This window comes from Pandoraea pnomenusa (assembly GCF_000767615.3).
GTDB lineage: Bacteria > Pseudomonadota > Gammaproteobacteria > Burkholderiales > Burkholderiaceae > Pandoraea > Pandoraea pnomenusa.
This window is the reverse complement of sequence record NZ_CP009553.3, coordinates 5,122,448-5,135,175: the sequence shown is the minus strand read 5'-3', so window position 1 is coordinate 5,135,175 and position 12,728 is coordinate 5,122,448. Positions and strand designations below refer to the sequence as shown.

The following is a 12,728-nucleotide window of genomic DNA, read 5'->3' as shown; positions in this document are numbered from 1 at the left end:
CCTGGGCAACGGCGACTGTGTTCCCGGGCCGCATTTTTTCTCCCGTGCGTTTCACCCCGTATCCCGTATGACCCGACCCACGCCCCCTGGCACACCGCTCGCCGACGGACTGAGCGCGAACGCGCGGCGCATCGCCGTGCCGTCCATCCTGCTGGGCACCTTTCTGGGCAATCTCGATGCCTCGATCGCCAACGTGGCGCTGCCGACCATCGCGCACGATCTGGCATCCGATCCGGCCTCGACGGTCTGGGTCGTCAACGCCTATCAGCTGATCTTCGCCATGGCCGTGCTGCCGCTGGCCGCGCTCGGCGAGAAGCTCGGCTACCGGCGTGTGTTTCTCTTCGGCGTGGCGGGCTTCACGCTGGCCTCGGCGGGCTGCGCGCTCGCGCCCAGTCTCGCCTGGCTCGTCGTCGCGCGCGTTGCGCAGGGACTGTGCGGGGCGTGCATGTCGACGATCGTGCCCGCGTTGTTGCGTATGGTGTTCCCGCCGAATCTGGGCGGACGCGCCATCTCCCTGCTCGCGCTCACGGTCGCGCTGTCCACCGCCGCGGGGCCCAGTGTCGCGGCTGCGATTCTCTCGTTGGGCGACTGGCGGTGGCTGTTCGCCATCAATCTGCCGATCGGTGCGGTGGCTTTCGCGGCGTCGTTCCGGTGCCTGCCGCGCACGCCGGGCGCCGCGCGACGCATCGACGTGCCCGGCGCCCTGCTCAATGCGGCGGCGCTCGCGCTCGTCATCATCGGTGTGGGGCATCTCGGCGAGACGGGACGCCGCGGTATGGCGACGTTGCAGATCGTGTTGGGGATCGTCGTGGCCGTGATGCTCGTGCGTCATCAGCGCAGGCGCGAAACACCGCTGCTGCCACTCGACCTCATGCGCGTGCCGGTGCTGGCGCTGTCGTCGCTCACGTCGGTGGCCTGCTACATGTCGCAGACGCTGTCGTATGTCGGCATGCCGTTCCTGTTGCAGCACACACTCGCGCGCAGCGAGGCCGTGACCGGTCTGCTCATCACGCCATGGCCACTGGTCATCGTTTTCGTTGCGCCGCTTGCCGGGCGTCTGTCGGACCGCTTCGACAGCGCTCGCCTGAGCGCGCTCGGCCTCGGCGTCTTCGCACTGGGGCTGGCCTCGCTCGCGTGGCTGCCGCCGCGCGCCGGCGATTGGGACATCGCCTTGCGCATGGCGCTGTGCGGTGTGGGCTTCGGCTTCTTTCAGACACCCAACAACCGCATCATCATGATGGGCGCACCGCGTGAGCGCAGCGGGGCGGCGAGTGGGCTGATGACGATCGCGCGCACCGTCGGCATGACGCTGGGCGCCGCCGTCGTGGCGCTGCTCTTCGATGCGTACGGTGACGACGGCGCGCGTGCGGCCATGGTCGCCGCCACCGCACTCGCGATACTGGGCGGGGTCGTGAGTCTGGTGCGCACGCGCGTGAAGCCCGCCGGGGCGTAAGCGCGGCGCGCCGCGCGATCGTTGCCAGGCTGCGCGGGCGGATTTGTCAAAGCGGGCATCGCGCGCTAGCATCGTGCCTTGCCGAAGCCGCATTGTCTTGCCCGGGGATCGGGAGGCTGTCGATGCGGCGGCGTCATCTTCTTCCATCTGCTCGCATGATTGCGCTATCTCCGTGCCTTCTTCCCATGTTCTGAGCCGACGCCGGCGCGCGTCACGCGCACGCAGCGAATATGGCTCGCGCGGTCCGGTCTGGCTGTTCGATCTGGACAACACGCTGCATCGCGCGTCGCACGCGATCTTCCCGCAGATCAATCGTGCGATGACCGCCTATATCGTCGAGAAGCTGGGACTGTCGCACGACGAGGCCAACCGGCTGCGCACGGATTACACGTCGCGCTACGGTGCGGTGCTGCTCGGACTGATCCGGCATCACGCGATCGATCCGCACGAGTTCCTGGCGCGCGTGCACGCGCTGCCGCCGCTGGCGGAGGTGTTGCGCGCGGAGCGCGGCGTCGCCCGCCTGATGGCCGGGCTCCCGGGGCGCAAGATACTGCTCACGAACGCACCGGCGCACTACGCGCTGCCGATCGTCGAAGCGTTGGGCATCCGCCGCCATTTCGAGCGCTGTGTGAGCATCGAAGACATGGCCGACCGGCGTGCCTGGCGCGCCAAGCCAGACGCCATCATGCTGCGCCGTCTGTTGGCGAGAGAGGGCCTCTCGCCGCATCGCACCTGGCTGGTCGAAGACACACGCTCGCACCTCAAGCACTTGCGGCATTTCGGCATCAGGACGGTATGGATCACAGGGCATCTGCCGGCGAGAAACAGTGTGGGTGACGCAATGCCGCGCAGTGGGCGCCCACACTACGTGGATATCAAAGTACAATCTCTGCGCGAGTTACGGGCTCGCCTTGCGACCGGGGCCATGGCCCATGCCGCCCGACAATCAAATCCCTACCGATAACGACCAGACGATGCAGCAGGAAAATTCTTCGACCGGCGCCGGGTACGGCGTCGCCGATGCGCTGGAGGCCGCGCCCGCGCCGGTGAAGGCAACCCGTCCCAAACCGGGTGAGCGCCGTGTGCAGGTCTTGCAGACCCTCGCCGCCATGCTCGAGACCCCCAAGGGCGAGAAGATCACCACGGCCGCGCTTGCCGCGCGCCTCGATGTCTCCGAAGCGGCGCTCTATCGCCACTTCGCGAGTAAGGCCCAGATGTTCGAAGGCCTCATCGAGTTCATCGAACAAACCATCTTCGGCCTGATCAACCAGATCTCCGCGCAAGACCAGGACGGCGTGACGCAAGCCCGCGCCATCGTGCTGATGCTGCTCGGTTTCGCGGAAAAGAACCCGGGCATGACCCGCGTGCTGACCGGCGAAGCGCTGGTCGGCGAGCACGAGCGTTTGCAGGAACGCATGAACCAGCTGCTCGATCGCATCGAGGCGTCGCTGCGCCAGGTCTTGCGCCTGGCAAGCGCGCAGGGCACGTTGCCCGAGACGTTCGACGCCAATTCGCGGGCCAACCTGCTCGTGTCCTACGTGCTCGGCCGCTGGCACCGCTTCGCCAAGAGCGGGTTCAAACGCTCGCCGGCCGAAGGGGCCGAACCTCAGGTCTCGGCGCTGCTGCGCTAAGGCCGCTCGTCTGCGCCCCCGGCGCGGATTACGTTATACTTTTGCAACCCGCGACGGGACTGCCGGATCATCGACTGGCCTTGTCGCGACGATTGGCGCGCCGATTTGGTGACTCGCTTGCGGGCGCGCGAATGACCTGGCCAGGGTTTCACCGGGCCGGGACATTCACTAAAAATGCGGCTAAAGAGGTCGTTCGCGTACCCCGCCGTTTTTCCGTCGACCCCTTTTCCCGCACAGAACACTTCAGGACGCCGTCCGTCGATCAATGTCGTCTCGTTGATCCGGGTGCCGGCGCCGGCATGTTTCGGACAGGGATTTATGGAATCTTCAATCGGAATCGTCACGCCGCAGCGGATGCATTTCGCTGAGCCGCTGGCCCTGCAAAACGGCAGCACGCTCGCCGGGTACGACCTCATGGTCGAGACCTACGGCGAGCTCAATGCCGATCGCAGCAACGCCGTGCTCGTGTGCCACGCGCTCAATGCGTCGCATCACGTGGCGGGTATCGCCGCCGACAATCCCAAGGACGTGGGCTGGTGGGACAACATGGTCGGCCCCGGCAAGCCGCTCGATACCGATCGCTTCTTCGTCATCGGGGTGAACAACCTCGGCTCGTGCTTCGGCTCGACCGGACCGATGAGCCTCGACGAAGCCACGGGTACGCCGTACGGCGCACGCTTTCCGGTCGTGACCGTCGAAGACTGGGTCAACGCACAGGCGCGCGTGGCCGATGTCTTCGGCATTCACAAGTTCGCGGCCGTGATGGGCGGCAGCCTGGGCGGCATGCAGGCGCTCGCGTGGAGCATCATGTACCCGGAGCGCGTGGGACATTGTCTGGTCATCGCGTCCACGCCGAAGCTCTCGGCGCAGAATATTGCATTCAACGAAGTGGCCCGCTCGGCCATCCTCTCCGATCCCGACTTTCACGGCGGCGACTACTACGCCCACGGCGTGGTCCCGCGCCGCGGGCTGCGCGTGGCGCGCATGATCGGTCACATCACCTATCTGTCCGACGAGGACATGGCGACGAAGTTCGGTCGCGCGCTGCGGCGCGCCGAAGCGCTCGTCGACGGGGTGAAGGATGCGGGTAAGGGGGGCGGGAGCGCAGGCGCGAGCCCACAGGACGACGGTTACCGCTTCAGTTTCGACGTGGAGTTCGAGGTCGAGTCGTATCTTCGGTACCAGGGCGACAAGTTCGCCGAGTATTTCGATGCGAACACCTATCTGCTGATCACGCGCGCGCTCGATTACTTCGACCCCGCCAGGACGGTGGGCGGCGATCTGGCCAGGGCGCTGGCGCACACCACCGCCAAGTACCTGATCGTTTCGTTCACGACCGACTGGCGCTTCGCACCGGCGCGCTCGCGTGAAATCGTCAAGGCGCTGCTCGACACGCGCCGCACGGTGAGCTACGCGGAAATCGACGCGCCACATGGTCACGACGCCTTCCTGCTCACCGACTCGCGCTATCACAATCTGGTGCGCGCCTACTACGAACGTATCGCCCGGGAGATTGGGGTATGAGTCAGTCCACCGCACCGGTCACCAGCGCGCAGGCGGCGCAACTGGCCGCATCGCGCGGTCGCATTTCGGCCTCGCTGTCGGACCGTCCCGACTTTCGCGTCATTGCCCGATGGATCGAGCCGTCGTCGCAGGTGCTCGATCTCGGTTGCAGCGACGGCTCGCTGCTGCGCCTGCTCATGGACGAGCTCGACGTGAGCGGCTACGGCGTGGAGATCGACGACGCCGGCGTGCTTGCCTCCGCGCAGCGCGGCATCAATGTCATCCAGCAGAACATGGAAGACGGCCTGAGGCTGTTCGAAGATCAGAGCTTCGATACCGTGATCCTGTCGCAGACGTTGCAGACCATCCATCGCACGGCAGACATCCTGCGAGAGACGGTGCGCGTGGGGCGCGAGGCCATCGTCTCGTTTCCGAACTTCGGCTACTGGCCGCATCGGTTGTCCGTCCTGCGGGGGCGCATGCCGGTGTCGAAGAGCCTGCCCTTCCAGTGGCACAACACGCCGAACGTGCGCGTACTGACGATCAAGGATTTCGAGGCGCTCGCGCCGGATGTCGGCGTGAAGATCCTCGATCGGGCGGTGCTGCACAACGGCCGGCTCGTATCGGTGGGCGCGAACTGGCGTGGTAGTCTTGCGGTCTATCGCGTCAAGCGTTCCTGAACCGACGGCAACCGGCGGGACAGCGAAGCGCCTGGCCCCTGACAGTGAGGATAATCAGGGCCGGGCGCCGCGCACCGTCGTCGGCCGGCCCCTATTGCCTTTCCCATGACCGATTCGCTGCCGCCCGACGACGGGCGTGTCTTCCACCCCACGCGGATGCTCATCTGCGTGATTCTCGGCTTTACCTCCGGTCTGCCGCTTTTCATCCTGCTCAATCTCGTGCAGGCGTGGCTGCGCAGCGAACATGTGGATCTCAAGGCGATCGGCCTGTTTGCACTGATCCAGTTTCCCTACACCTGGAAGTTCCTGTGGGCGCCGCTCATGGATCGCTTCGCGCCCAATATCTTCGGCTGGAAGCCGGGGCGGCGGCGCGGCTGGATGTTCGTCACGCAGTTGCTCGTGGCCGGTGCGGTGGCGCTCATGGGCACCTATTCGCCGCAGCGCGACCTGATGACGATCGCGGCGCTCGCGGCGGCGCTCGCGTTCTTCAGCGCCAGTCTCGACATTTGTCTGGACGCCTACCGACGCGAACTCCTGTCGGATCGCGAGCAGGGCCTCGGCACGGCGATGCACGTGAATGCCTACAAGGTCGCGGGGCTGGTGCCGGGCTCGCTCGCGCTCATCATGGCCGATCATCTGCCCTGGGCGCAGGTGTTCTTCGCAACGGCCGCGTTCATGCTGCCGGGTATCGTCATGACGCTCGTGGTGAAAGAGCCGGAAATTCGCGGCACGCCGCCGAAGACCCTGCGCGAGGCGGTGATCGAGCCGTTCCATGAGTTCGTCTCGCGCGGCGGCTGGTCGCAGGCGCTGCTCGTGCTGGCGTTCATTTTCCTGTACAAGCTGGGCGATTCGATGGCGACGTCGCTGGCGACGTCGTTCTATCTCGACCTGGGTTTCACCAAGACGCAGATCGGCGTGGTGGCCAAGGCCACCAGCCTGTGGGCTAGCGTGGCGGGCGGCATCATCGGCGGGATCTGGCTGATCAAGCTGGGCATCAACCGCGGGTTGTGGGTGTTCGGCGTGCTGCAACTCGTCTCGGTGCTGGGCTTCGCGTGGCTGGCGGAAGCCGGCCCCGTCATCTCGGGCCTGGGCGCGGTCATCGCGTTCGAGGCATTTACCGCCGGGCTCGGCACGGCCGCGTTCACGGCCTATATCGCTCGCACGACCGATCCGCGCTACACCGCGACGCAGTTCGCACTGTTCACGAGCCTGGCGTCGGTGCCGCGGACATTCGCCAACGCCGGTACCGGCTACATCGTGGACGGCGTGGGATGGCTGACGTTCTTTCTCATCTGTACCGTGCTGGCGCTGCCCGGCATGCTGTTGCTGCCCAAGGTCGCCCCGTGGGGCGCGGACGACGGCGACGGCAACGGTGAGCTGGCGCCGAGCGCGCCGCACTGAAAGGCATCGAGCGGAATCCGGCGGCGCCAGACAGCGCGAAGCGGTGCTGAACGATGCAAAGGGGCGGTCAATCCGCCCCTTTGTCGTGACGCCGCCTCGTGGCGCACAAGGTCCACGGGTGCCGCGTCAGTCGCGGCGGAAGGCCACCTGCTGACGCTCCACCACCTGGGTGGCGAAGTCCGCGTCGGCGGGAATCGGTTCCCAGAAGAAATCCCACTGAAAGATCGGCAGGAAGTTGAACTTGCGCGACCGGAAGATGCCCCGGTTGCGTTTGAATTCGCTGTACCGATCGCCCTTGAAGCTGCGGTTCACCGACGTGAATGGCAGGATGCGCTCCGCGATGTCGGGGAAGTCCAGGTCGGGATGCGAATCGCGGAAGGCTTCCATCGCGTCGAACTGGTCCCGGCAGATCACCTGAATGGCGGTCTCCGGCATGGCGTACCGCTGCGCCCACAGGACATGCCAGCCCGAGCGCGTTTCGTTGATGAAGTCCGCGAGTGGCCGGCTCATGGTGAACGCGTCGGATTCGATGTGCACGATCTTGTCCGCGCCCATGGCCTTCGCCACCGTGAGCGAATGCAGGAAACTGCGCCACCAGCCGGGATAGGCGCTCATGCTCTGGCGTCCGAGATTGGTCTCGAAGCGCAGTATGCAGTGCTTCGCACCGAGGGCATCGAGTGCGCCGGGATCGCGCTCAGCGGACACTGTCGGCAAGACGTCCGGCTCGGGCAGCCATGGCGAGCCGTCGTCGATCATGATCATCCGGTCGGCCGCGATCGGGCCGTCGCGGTAGAAATCGAGCCAGCGTCGATATCGCGTCCGCCAGGCGTCGGCATCCTTGATATAACTGGTGCAGAACAAAAGGGTCGTCATGGGAAGTCACGTTCGGCCGCGCGGCATGCGCGCGGCGGTTTGCGCGAGTCCGCGATGGGGTAGCGACTCGGCGTGTAAAGCAGACCCGGGTGCATTCGCGCCCGGCGCCGTATTGTCTTACAAGGCGTGGTCGTAGTCGACGATCAGGGGCGCATGATCGCTGAACTTGATGTCGCGAAAGACCGAGGTGGTCTTCGCCTTGCCCGCGATGCCAGGCGTGGCGATCTGGTAATCGATGCGCCACCCCACGTTCTTCGCATACGCCTGGCCGCGGTTGCTCCACCACGTGTACTGTTCCGCGCGCGGGTCGAGCGTGCGGAACACGTCGACATAGCCATGTTCGTCAAACAACTGCGTGAGCCACGCGCGCTCTTCTGGCAGGAAACCGGAATTCTTCAGGTTGCCCTTCCAGTTCTTGATGTCGATTTCCTTGTGCGCGATGTTCACGTCGCCGCACAGCACGACTTCCCGGCCAGCGGACTTCAGTTCGAGCAGATGCGGCATGAAGTCGGCCATGAAGCGAAACTTGGCCGCCTGACGTTCCTCGCCGCTCGAACCCGACGGAATGTACACGGAGATGACCGACAACGAACCATAGCGCACTTCGACATAACGGCCCTCGGCGTCGAACTCGGCGTTGCCCCAGCCGATGAGGATGTCGTCGGGCTCCCGGCGCACGTACACGCCAGCGCCGCTGTAGCCCTTCTTTTCGGCGAAGTGGAAGTAGCCCTGATAGTCGTGCGGCTTGAGGAAATCCGGCGTCATGTCGGGCAGTTGTGCCTTGATCTCCTGAACGCACAGGATGTCGGCCTGCTGGTTGCCGAACCACTCGAAAAAGCCCTTCTTGGCGGCCGATCGCACGCCGTTCAGATTCGCGGTAATGATGCGCATGAGTGTCGATGCGCCGCGCTCGCGCGGCTGGGGGGGAATTGGTCAGCGGCAAGGATACCGCAATCGCCGCACCGTGTCGGATGGCGAGGGCGCCGCCGACCGGGTTGGGCCGTACCTCGCGAGGGCGACGACATTGGAACGTCGTCCGCCCCGGTGGCGTCGGCAGGCGGCGACGGCGCGGCCGTATCAATTGCGGCGCGCCGCGCCGGCGATGGCGGCCTTGGCTTCGCCGTCGCCACCCGGGCCGAGGATGTCGCGCGCGAGTGCGAGCCAGCGCCGCGCGGCGTGCGACAAATAGGAATCGCGCCGCCATGCCATGGCCAGATCCCATGGAATTTCCGGATCGCGCACGTCGACGATCACGAAGCGTTTGGGATCGAGTCGCGCGCAGAACGGTTCGGGCAGCAGCGCCACCCCCACGCCGTTGTCGACCATCGAGGCGATGAAGTCCCACTGGCTCGAGCGACCCGCGATCTTTGGCGTGAACCCCGCGCGGCGGCACGCGGCAATCACCAGTTCTGAAAGGGCGAAACCCTCCCCATAGAAGACGAAGGGCTCGTCGCGCAGTTCACCTAGCCCGACGGAGGCTCGCCCGTCCCAGCGCGACTCGCGCGGCGCAACGAGGCGCAACTGGTAATGGCACACGGGCAGCACGTCGAGAATCGTCGGATCGACCGGCAGCAGCACCGCGCCCAGTTCGATGTCTCCCGCCAGCAGCGCCTGCTCGATGGCGCGCGAGCCGGTCTCGAAGAGCTTCATCTCGATGTCCGGGTAGTGCTGGTGAAACGCACCGATGACCGGGATGAACAGGTCGCCGCCCAGCGGCGGAATCCCGATCGACAACTCGCCGCGCGCCACCGTTTCGAGGTCGGCCAGCTCCTGCTGCAACCTCGCGTAGGCGGCCAGCACGTCCTGGCCCCGCTCGAACACGACGCGCCCCGCATCGGTCAACTGGAGCCGGCGGCCCATGCCACGCTCTTCGCGCAGCATCAGCGGCGTGCCCAGCTCGTCTTCCAGCGCCTTGACCATCTTGCTGACCGTGGGCTGGGTCACGAACAGGGCCTCGGCGGCCGCCGTGAAGCTCTGCTGTCGCACAACTTCCACAAATCCTCGCAACGCACGCAGTTCCATGTTGGTTCACTCGCTTGCACCGCATCGGTGCAGTTTGCCGAAGCGGCCCGTCCTGCCGGCCTCTTGCATGCACTATAAGGGTTAATACCTAAATTATTCCATATTGGAATCAATTTCATGAGACTAATTCATTATATTTATGTTGCACCGCTTCCTATACTGCTATCCATGTTGATGTAAACCCTAGGGAGTCCACCATGACCAAGATGATCGCCAGCCGTCTGTACAGCCGTAGCAAGCGCATTGTGGACGTGGTGTGGCAGGCCGCGCTCCTCACGGGCATTTACCTGGTGGCCGATGCTGCATCGCGTCATTTTCATTTGCCGCTGCCCGGCGGCGTGCTCGGCCTGCTCGCCGTGGTGGCGCTGCTCATGAGCGGCGTGCTCAAGACTGAGAAGATCAAGCGTGGCGCCGACTGGTTTCTGGCCGAGATGATCCTGTTCTTCGTGCCGATGGTCGCCGCCGTCATGCAATACACCGACCTGCTGCGTCATGAGGGACTGCAATTGCTTGCCGTGATCGGCGTGGGCACGGTGCTCGTGATGGTTTCGACTGCCCTGGCCGTCGACTTCGCATGTCGCGCCGAGCGCCATCTCAAGCGCGCGCTGGTGCGCATCCCGGCCCGCCGCGCCCACGTCCACGACGTGCGCTGAGGCATCGCGCAACCATCGCTTCCGCCGAGTCCTGCCATGAATCATACGGCGCTGCTGCTGCTCGTTCTGACCGTCGTCTTCTATTACGTGTCGAAGCGCCTCCACGCGCGTTTCGGCAAGGTGTGGCTCGGCCCGGCGATTCTCGCGCCGGTGCTGCTCATCATCGTCATGGTCGGCGGCGACATTTCCTACAAGACGTACATCTCCGACTCGCGCTGGCTCGTGTGGCTGCTCGGGCCCACGACCATCGCGTTCGCGGTGCCGATCTATGAGCATCGCGACATCATCCGCCGTCATGCCTTCGCGCTGATCGTGGGCGTGCTCGTTGCCATGGTCGTGGCCGTGGGCAGCTCGTTCGTGCTGGCGCGGCTGTTCGAACTGCCGCCGGAGATGGCGCGAAGCCTGCTCGCCCGCTCGATCTCCACGCCGTTTGCGCTTGCGGTCTCGGATCAGGTCGGTGGCTCGCGCGACCTGGTTGGCCTCTTCGTGATCATTACGGGCTTCATCGGTATGCTGCTCGGCGAGGCGCTGCTGTCGTGGCTGCCGCTGCGCACCCGCATGGCGCGCGGCGCGCCGTTCGGCGCGGGGGCTCACGGCTTCGGCACCGCCAAGGCACGCCAGATCGGCAACGAGGAGGGCGTGGTGGCCAGCCTCGTCATGATGATCAACGGCATCGTGATGGTGTTCGCCGCACCGTTGCTCACGCATCTGCCGCTCTGAACGGCGGGCGGCCCGGCCGCCATCGCCCTTGCCCTTTCCCTTTCCCTTCCCCATCGAAGACGTCAAAAATAACCCTTCGCGCGTCGCCGCGGCGCCGACGCCGTGCCTCAGTTTTGCTACAATGCCGGGGTCTTGAGGAGCGTTGCGACAGCGAATCCGCTGCCAGGCTCAAGATCCTTCCCATTGGCCCCGCCGGCCGCCGGTTTCCCCCGGATCGTTGGCGTGTGGGCCCCAAGAACGGCGCTCACGTCCCAACTATCTAGACTTTAGAGAAAGGAGGCGTGATGAACGCCGTAGTCGATTCGAAATTCTCCGATTTCCACGTTGCCGATATCAAGCTGGCCGACTGGGGCCGCAAAGAGCTGACCATCGCCGAGAGCGAAATGCCGGGTCTGATGGCCACGCGCGAAGAGTTCAAGGCCAGCCAGCCGCTCAAGGGCGCGCGCATTGCCGGCTCGCTGCACATGACGATCCAGACCGGCGTGCTCATCGAGACGCTCGTCGCGCTTGGCGCTGAAGTGCGCTGGGCCTCGTGCAACATCTTCTCGACGCAGGACCACGCCGCCGCCGCGATTGCCGCCGCCGGTATTCCCGTGTTCGCGTTCAAGGGCGAATCGCTCGACGAGTACTGGGAATACAGCCACCGCATTTTCGAATGGCCGAATGGCGAGTTCGCCAACATGATTCTCGATGACGGCGGCGACGCCACGCTGCTGCTGATTCTGGGCAGCAAGGCCGAGAAGGACATCTCGGTCGTGGGCAACCCGACCAACGAGGAAGAAGTCGCGCTGTACGCGTCGATCAAGCGTCATCTGGCCATCGATCCGCAGTGGTACAGCAAGCGCCTGTCGCAGATCAAGGGCGTGACCGAAGAGACCACCACCGGTGTGCATCGTCTGTACCAGATGGAAAAGGACGGCGTGCTGCCGTTCCCCGCCATCAACGTGAACGACTCGGTCACCAAGTCGAAGTTCGACAACCTGTACGGCTGCCGCGAGTCGCTGGTCGACGGCATCAAGCGTGCCACCGACGTGATGATCGCCGGCAAGATCGCCCTCGTGGCGGGCTACGGCGACGTGGGCAAGGGCTGTGCGCAGAGCCTGCGCGGCCTGGGCGCCACCGTGTGGGTCACGGAAATCGATCCGATCTGCGCACTGCAGGCCGCCATGGAAGGCTACCGTGTGGTGACGATGGAGTATGCCGCCGACAAGGCCGACATCTTCGTGACGGCAACGGGCAACTTCCACGTGATCGACCACGACCACATGCTCGCGATGAAGCATCAGGCCATCGTGTGCAACATCGGTCACTTCGACTCGGAAATCAACGTGGCGTCGACCCGCAAGTACCAGTGGGAAAACATCAAGCCGCAGGTCGATCACATCATCTTCCCGGACGGCAAGCGCATCATCCTGCTGGCCGAGGGGCGCCTGGTGAACCTGGGTTGCGCCACCGGCCACCCGTCGTTCGTGATGAGCAACTCGTTTACGAACCAGACGCTCGCGCAGATCGAACTGTTCGTGCACGGCGCGAAGTACAAGAACAGCGTGTACGTGCTGCCCAAGCACCTCGACGAAAAGGTCGCACGCCTGCACCTGGGCCGTATCGGCGCCGAGCTGACCGTGCTGTCCGACGATCAGGCGAAGTACATCAGCGTCGACAAGAACGGCCCGTTCAAGCCGGCGCACTATCGCTACTGATCGACACGCGCCCGGCGGCCGGCGTTGACGCGCGAGCGTCGGCGTGCGGGCCGCCCGGCGCTGTCGGACGCGGTTTCACCACTGCCGGTGCC

12 protein-coding genes and 1 riboswitch are annotated in these 12,728 nt (G+C 65.2%); of the genes, 9 read left to right on the top strand and 3 right to left on the bottom strand.

The genetic code is table 11. The features are described 5' to 3' along the window. Window positions 1-67: 67 nt before the first annotated feature. The 6 genes from LV28_RS47090 to LV28_RS47065 all read left to right on the top strand — a co-directional run bounded on the left by LV28_RS47090 (window position 68) and on the right by LV28_RS47065 (window position 6,668). The gene (locus LV28_RS47090; protein WP_023598046.1) at window positions 68-1,453 is read left to right on the top strand and encodes an MFS transporter; all 1,386 of its coding nucleotides are present in this window, start codon (window positions 68-70) and stop codon (window positions 1,451-1,453) included. 172 nt (window positions 1,454-1,625) lie between these two features. Further along, entirely contained in the window at window positions 1,626-2,417 is a 792-nt protein-coding gene (locus tag LV28_RS47085) for a pyrimidine 5'-nucleotidase (protein WP_023598045.1), read from the top strand. 10 nt (window positions 2,418-2,427) lie between these two features. Then, window positions 2,428-3,084 (top strand): nucleoid occlusion factor SlmA, encoded by a 657-nt coding sequence (gene slmA / locus LV28_RS47080; protein ID WP_023598044.1) that lies wholly within the window; start codon window positions 2,428-2,430, stop codon window positions 3,082-3,084. 318 nt (window positions 3,085-3,402) lie between these two features. After that, window positions 3,403-4,608 (top strand): homoserine O-acetyltransferase MetX, encoded by a 1,206-nt coding sequence (gene metX, locus LV28_RS47075; protein WP_023598043.1) that lies wholly within the window; start codon window positions 3,403-3,405, stop codon window positions 4,606-4,608. Further along, window positions 4,605-5,267 (top strand): methionine biosynthesis protein MetW, encoded by a 663-nt coding sequence (gene metW, locus LV28_RS47070; protein WP_023598042.1) that lies wholly within the window; start codon window positions 4,605-4,607, stop codon window positions 5,265-5,267. Before metX ends, metW begins: the two co-directional genes overlap by 4 nt. Before the next feature lie 105 nt (window positions 5,268-5,372). Continuing rightward, entirely contained in the window at window positions 5,373-6,668 is a 1,296-nt protein-coding gene (locus tag LV28_RS47065) for an AmpG family muropeptide MFS transporter (protein ID WP_023598041.1), read from the top strand. A 126-nt stretch (window positions 6,669-6,794) separates the two neighbouring features. Here LV28_RS47065 and LV28_RS47060 read toward each other — a convergent pair whose 3' ends face one another. The 3 genes from LV28_RS47060 to LV28_RS47050 form a co-directional block, all read right to left on the bottom strand. Beyond that, window positions 6,795-7,541, bottom strand: coding sequence for a hypothetical protein (locus LV28_RS47060; RefSeq protein ID WP_023598040.1), 747 nt, complete (start codon window positions 7,539-7,541; stop codon window positions 6,795-6,797). Between the two features lie 117 nt (window positions 7,542-7,658). Further along, on the bottom strand, window positions 7,659-8,432 hold the full coding sequence (locus LV28_RS47055) for an exodeoxyribonuclease III (RefSeq protein WP_023872815.1): 774 nt from the start codon (window positions 8,430-8,432) through the stop codon (window positions 7,659-7,661). 186 nt (window positions 8,433-8,618) lie between these two features. Then, on the bottom strand, window positions 8,619-9,563 hold the full coding sequence (locus LV28_RS47050; protein WP_023598038.1) for a LysR family transcriptional regulator: 945 nt from the start codon (window positions 9,561-9,563) through the stop codon (window positions 8,619-8,621). 197 nt (window positions 9,564-9,760) lie between these two features. Between LV28_RS47050 and LV28_RS47045 the strand changes: the two genes are divergently transcribed. From LV28_RS47045 to ahcY, 3 genes are all read left to right on the top strand, one after another. After that, complete coding sequence (locus LV28_RS47045) at window positions 9,761-10,216, top strand: CidA/LrgA family protein (protein WP_023598037.1); 456 nt, start codon at window positions 9,761-9,763, stop codon at window positions 10,214-10,216. A gap of 36 nt (window positions 10,217-10,252) precedes the next feature. Beyond that, complete coding sequence (locus LV28_RS47040) at window positions 10,253-10,936, top strand: LrgB family protein (RefSeq protein WP_023598036.1); 684 nt, start codon at window positions 10,253-10,255, stop codon at window positions 10,934-10,936. 128 nt (window positions 10,937-11,064) lie between these two features. Further along, window positions 11,065-11,189, top strand: a riboswitch (S-adenosyl-L-homocysteine riboswitch). Between the two features lie 31 nt (window positions 11,190-11,220). Beyond that, entirely contained in the window at window positions 11,221-12,636 is a 1,416-nt protein-coding gene (gene ahcY / locus LV28_RS47035) for an adenosylhomocysteinase (RefSeq protein WP_023598035.1), read from the top strand. The last annotated feature ends 92 nt before the right edge of the window (window positions 12,637-12,728 follow it).

What these genes read in the sequence shown, in the direction of transcription:
- LV28_RS47090 (WP_023598046.1), top strand. Translation starts at nt 68, where the DNA reads ATGACCCGACCCACGCCCCCTGGCACACCGCTCGCCGACGGACTGAGC.
- slmA (WP_023598044.1), top strand. Translation starts at nt 2,428, where the DNA reads ATGCAGCAGGAAAATTCTTCGACCGGCGCCGGGTACGGCGTCGCCGAT.
- metX (WP_023598043.1), top strand. Translation starts at nt 3,403, where the DNA reads ATGGAATCTTCAATCGGAATCGTCACGCCGCAGCGGATGCATTTCGCT.
- metW (WP_023598042.1), top strand. Translation starts at nt 4,605, where the DNA reads ATGAGTCAGTCCACCGCACCGGTCACCAGCGCGCAGGCGGCGCAACTG.
- LV28_RS47065 (WP_023598041.1), top strand. Translation starts at nt 5,373, where the DNA reads ATGACCGATTCGCTGCCGCCCGACGACGGGCGTGTCTTCCACCCCACG.
- LV28_RS47060 (WP_023598040.1), bottom strand. Translation starts at nt 7,541, where the DNA reads ATGACGACCCTTTTGTTCTGCACCAGTTATATCAAGGATGCCGACGCC.
- LV28_RS47055 (WP_023872815.1), bottom strand. Translation starts at nt 8,432, where the DNA reads ATGCGCATCATTACCGCGAATCTGAACGGCGTGCGATCGGCCGCCAAG.
- LV28_RS47050 (WP_023598038.1), bottom strand. Translation starts at nt 9,563, where the DNA reads ATGGAACTGCGTGCGTTGCGAGGATTTGTGGAAGTTGTGCGACAGCAG.
- LV28_RS47045 (WP_023598037.1), top strand. Translation starts at nt 9,761, where the DNA reads ATGACCAAGATGATCGCCAGCCGTCTGTACAGCCGTAGCAAGCGCATT.
- LV28_RS47040 (WP_023598036.1), top strand. Translation starts at nt 10,253, where the DNA reads ATGAATCATACGGCGCTGCTGCTGCTCGTTCTGACCGTCGTCTTCTAT.
- ahcY (WP_023598035.1), top strand. Translation starts at nt 11,221, where the DNA reads ATGAACGCCGTAGTCGATTCGAAATTCTCCGATTTCCACGTTGCCGAT.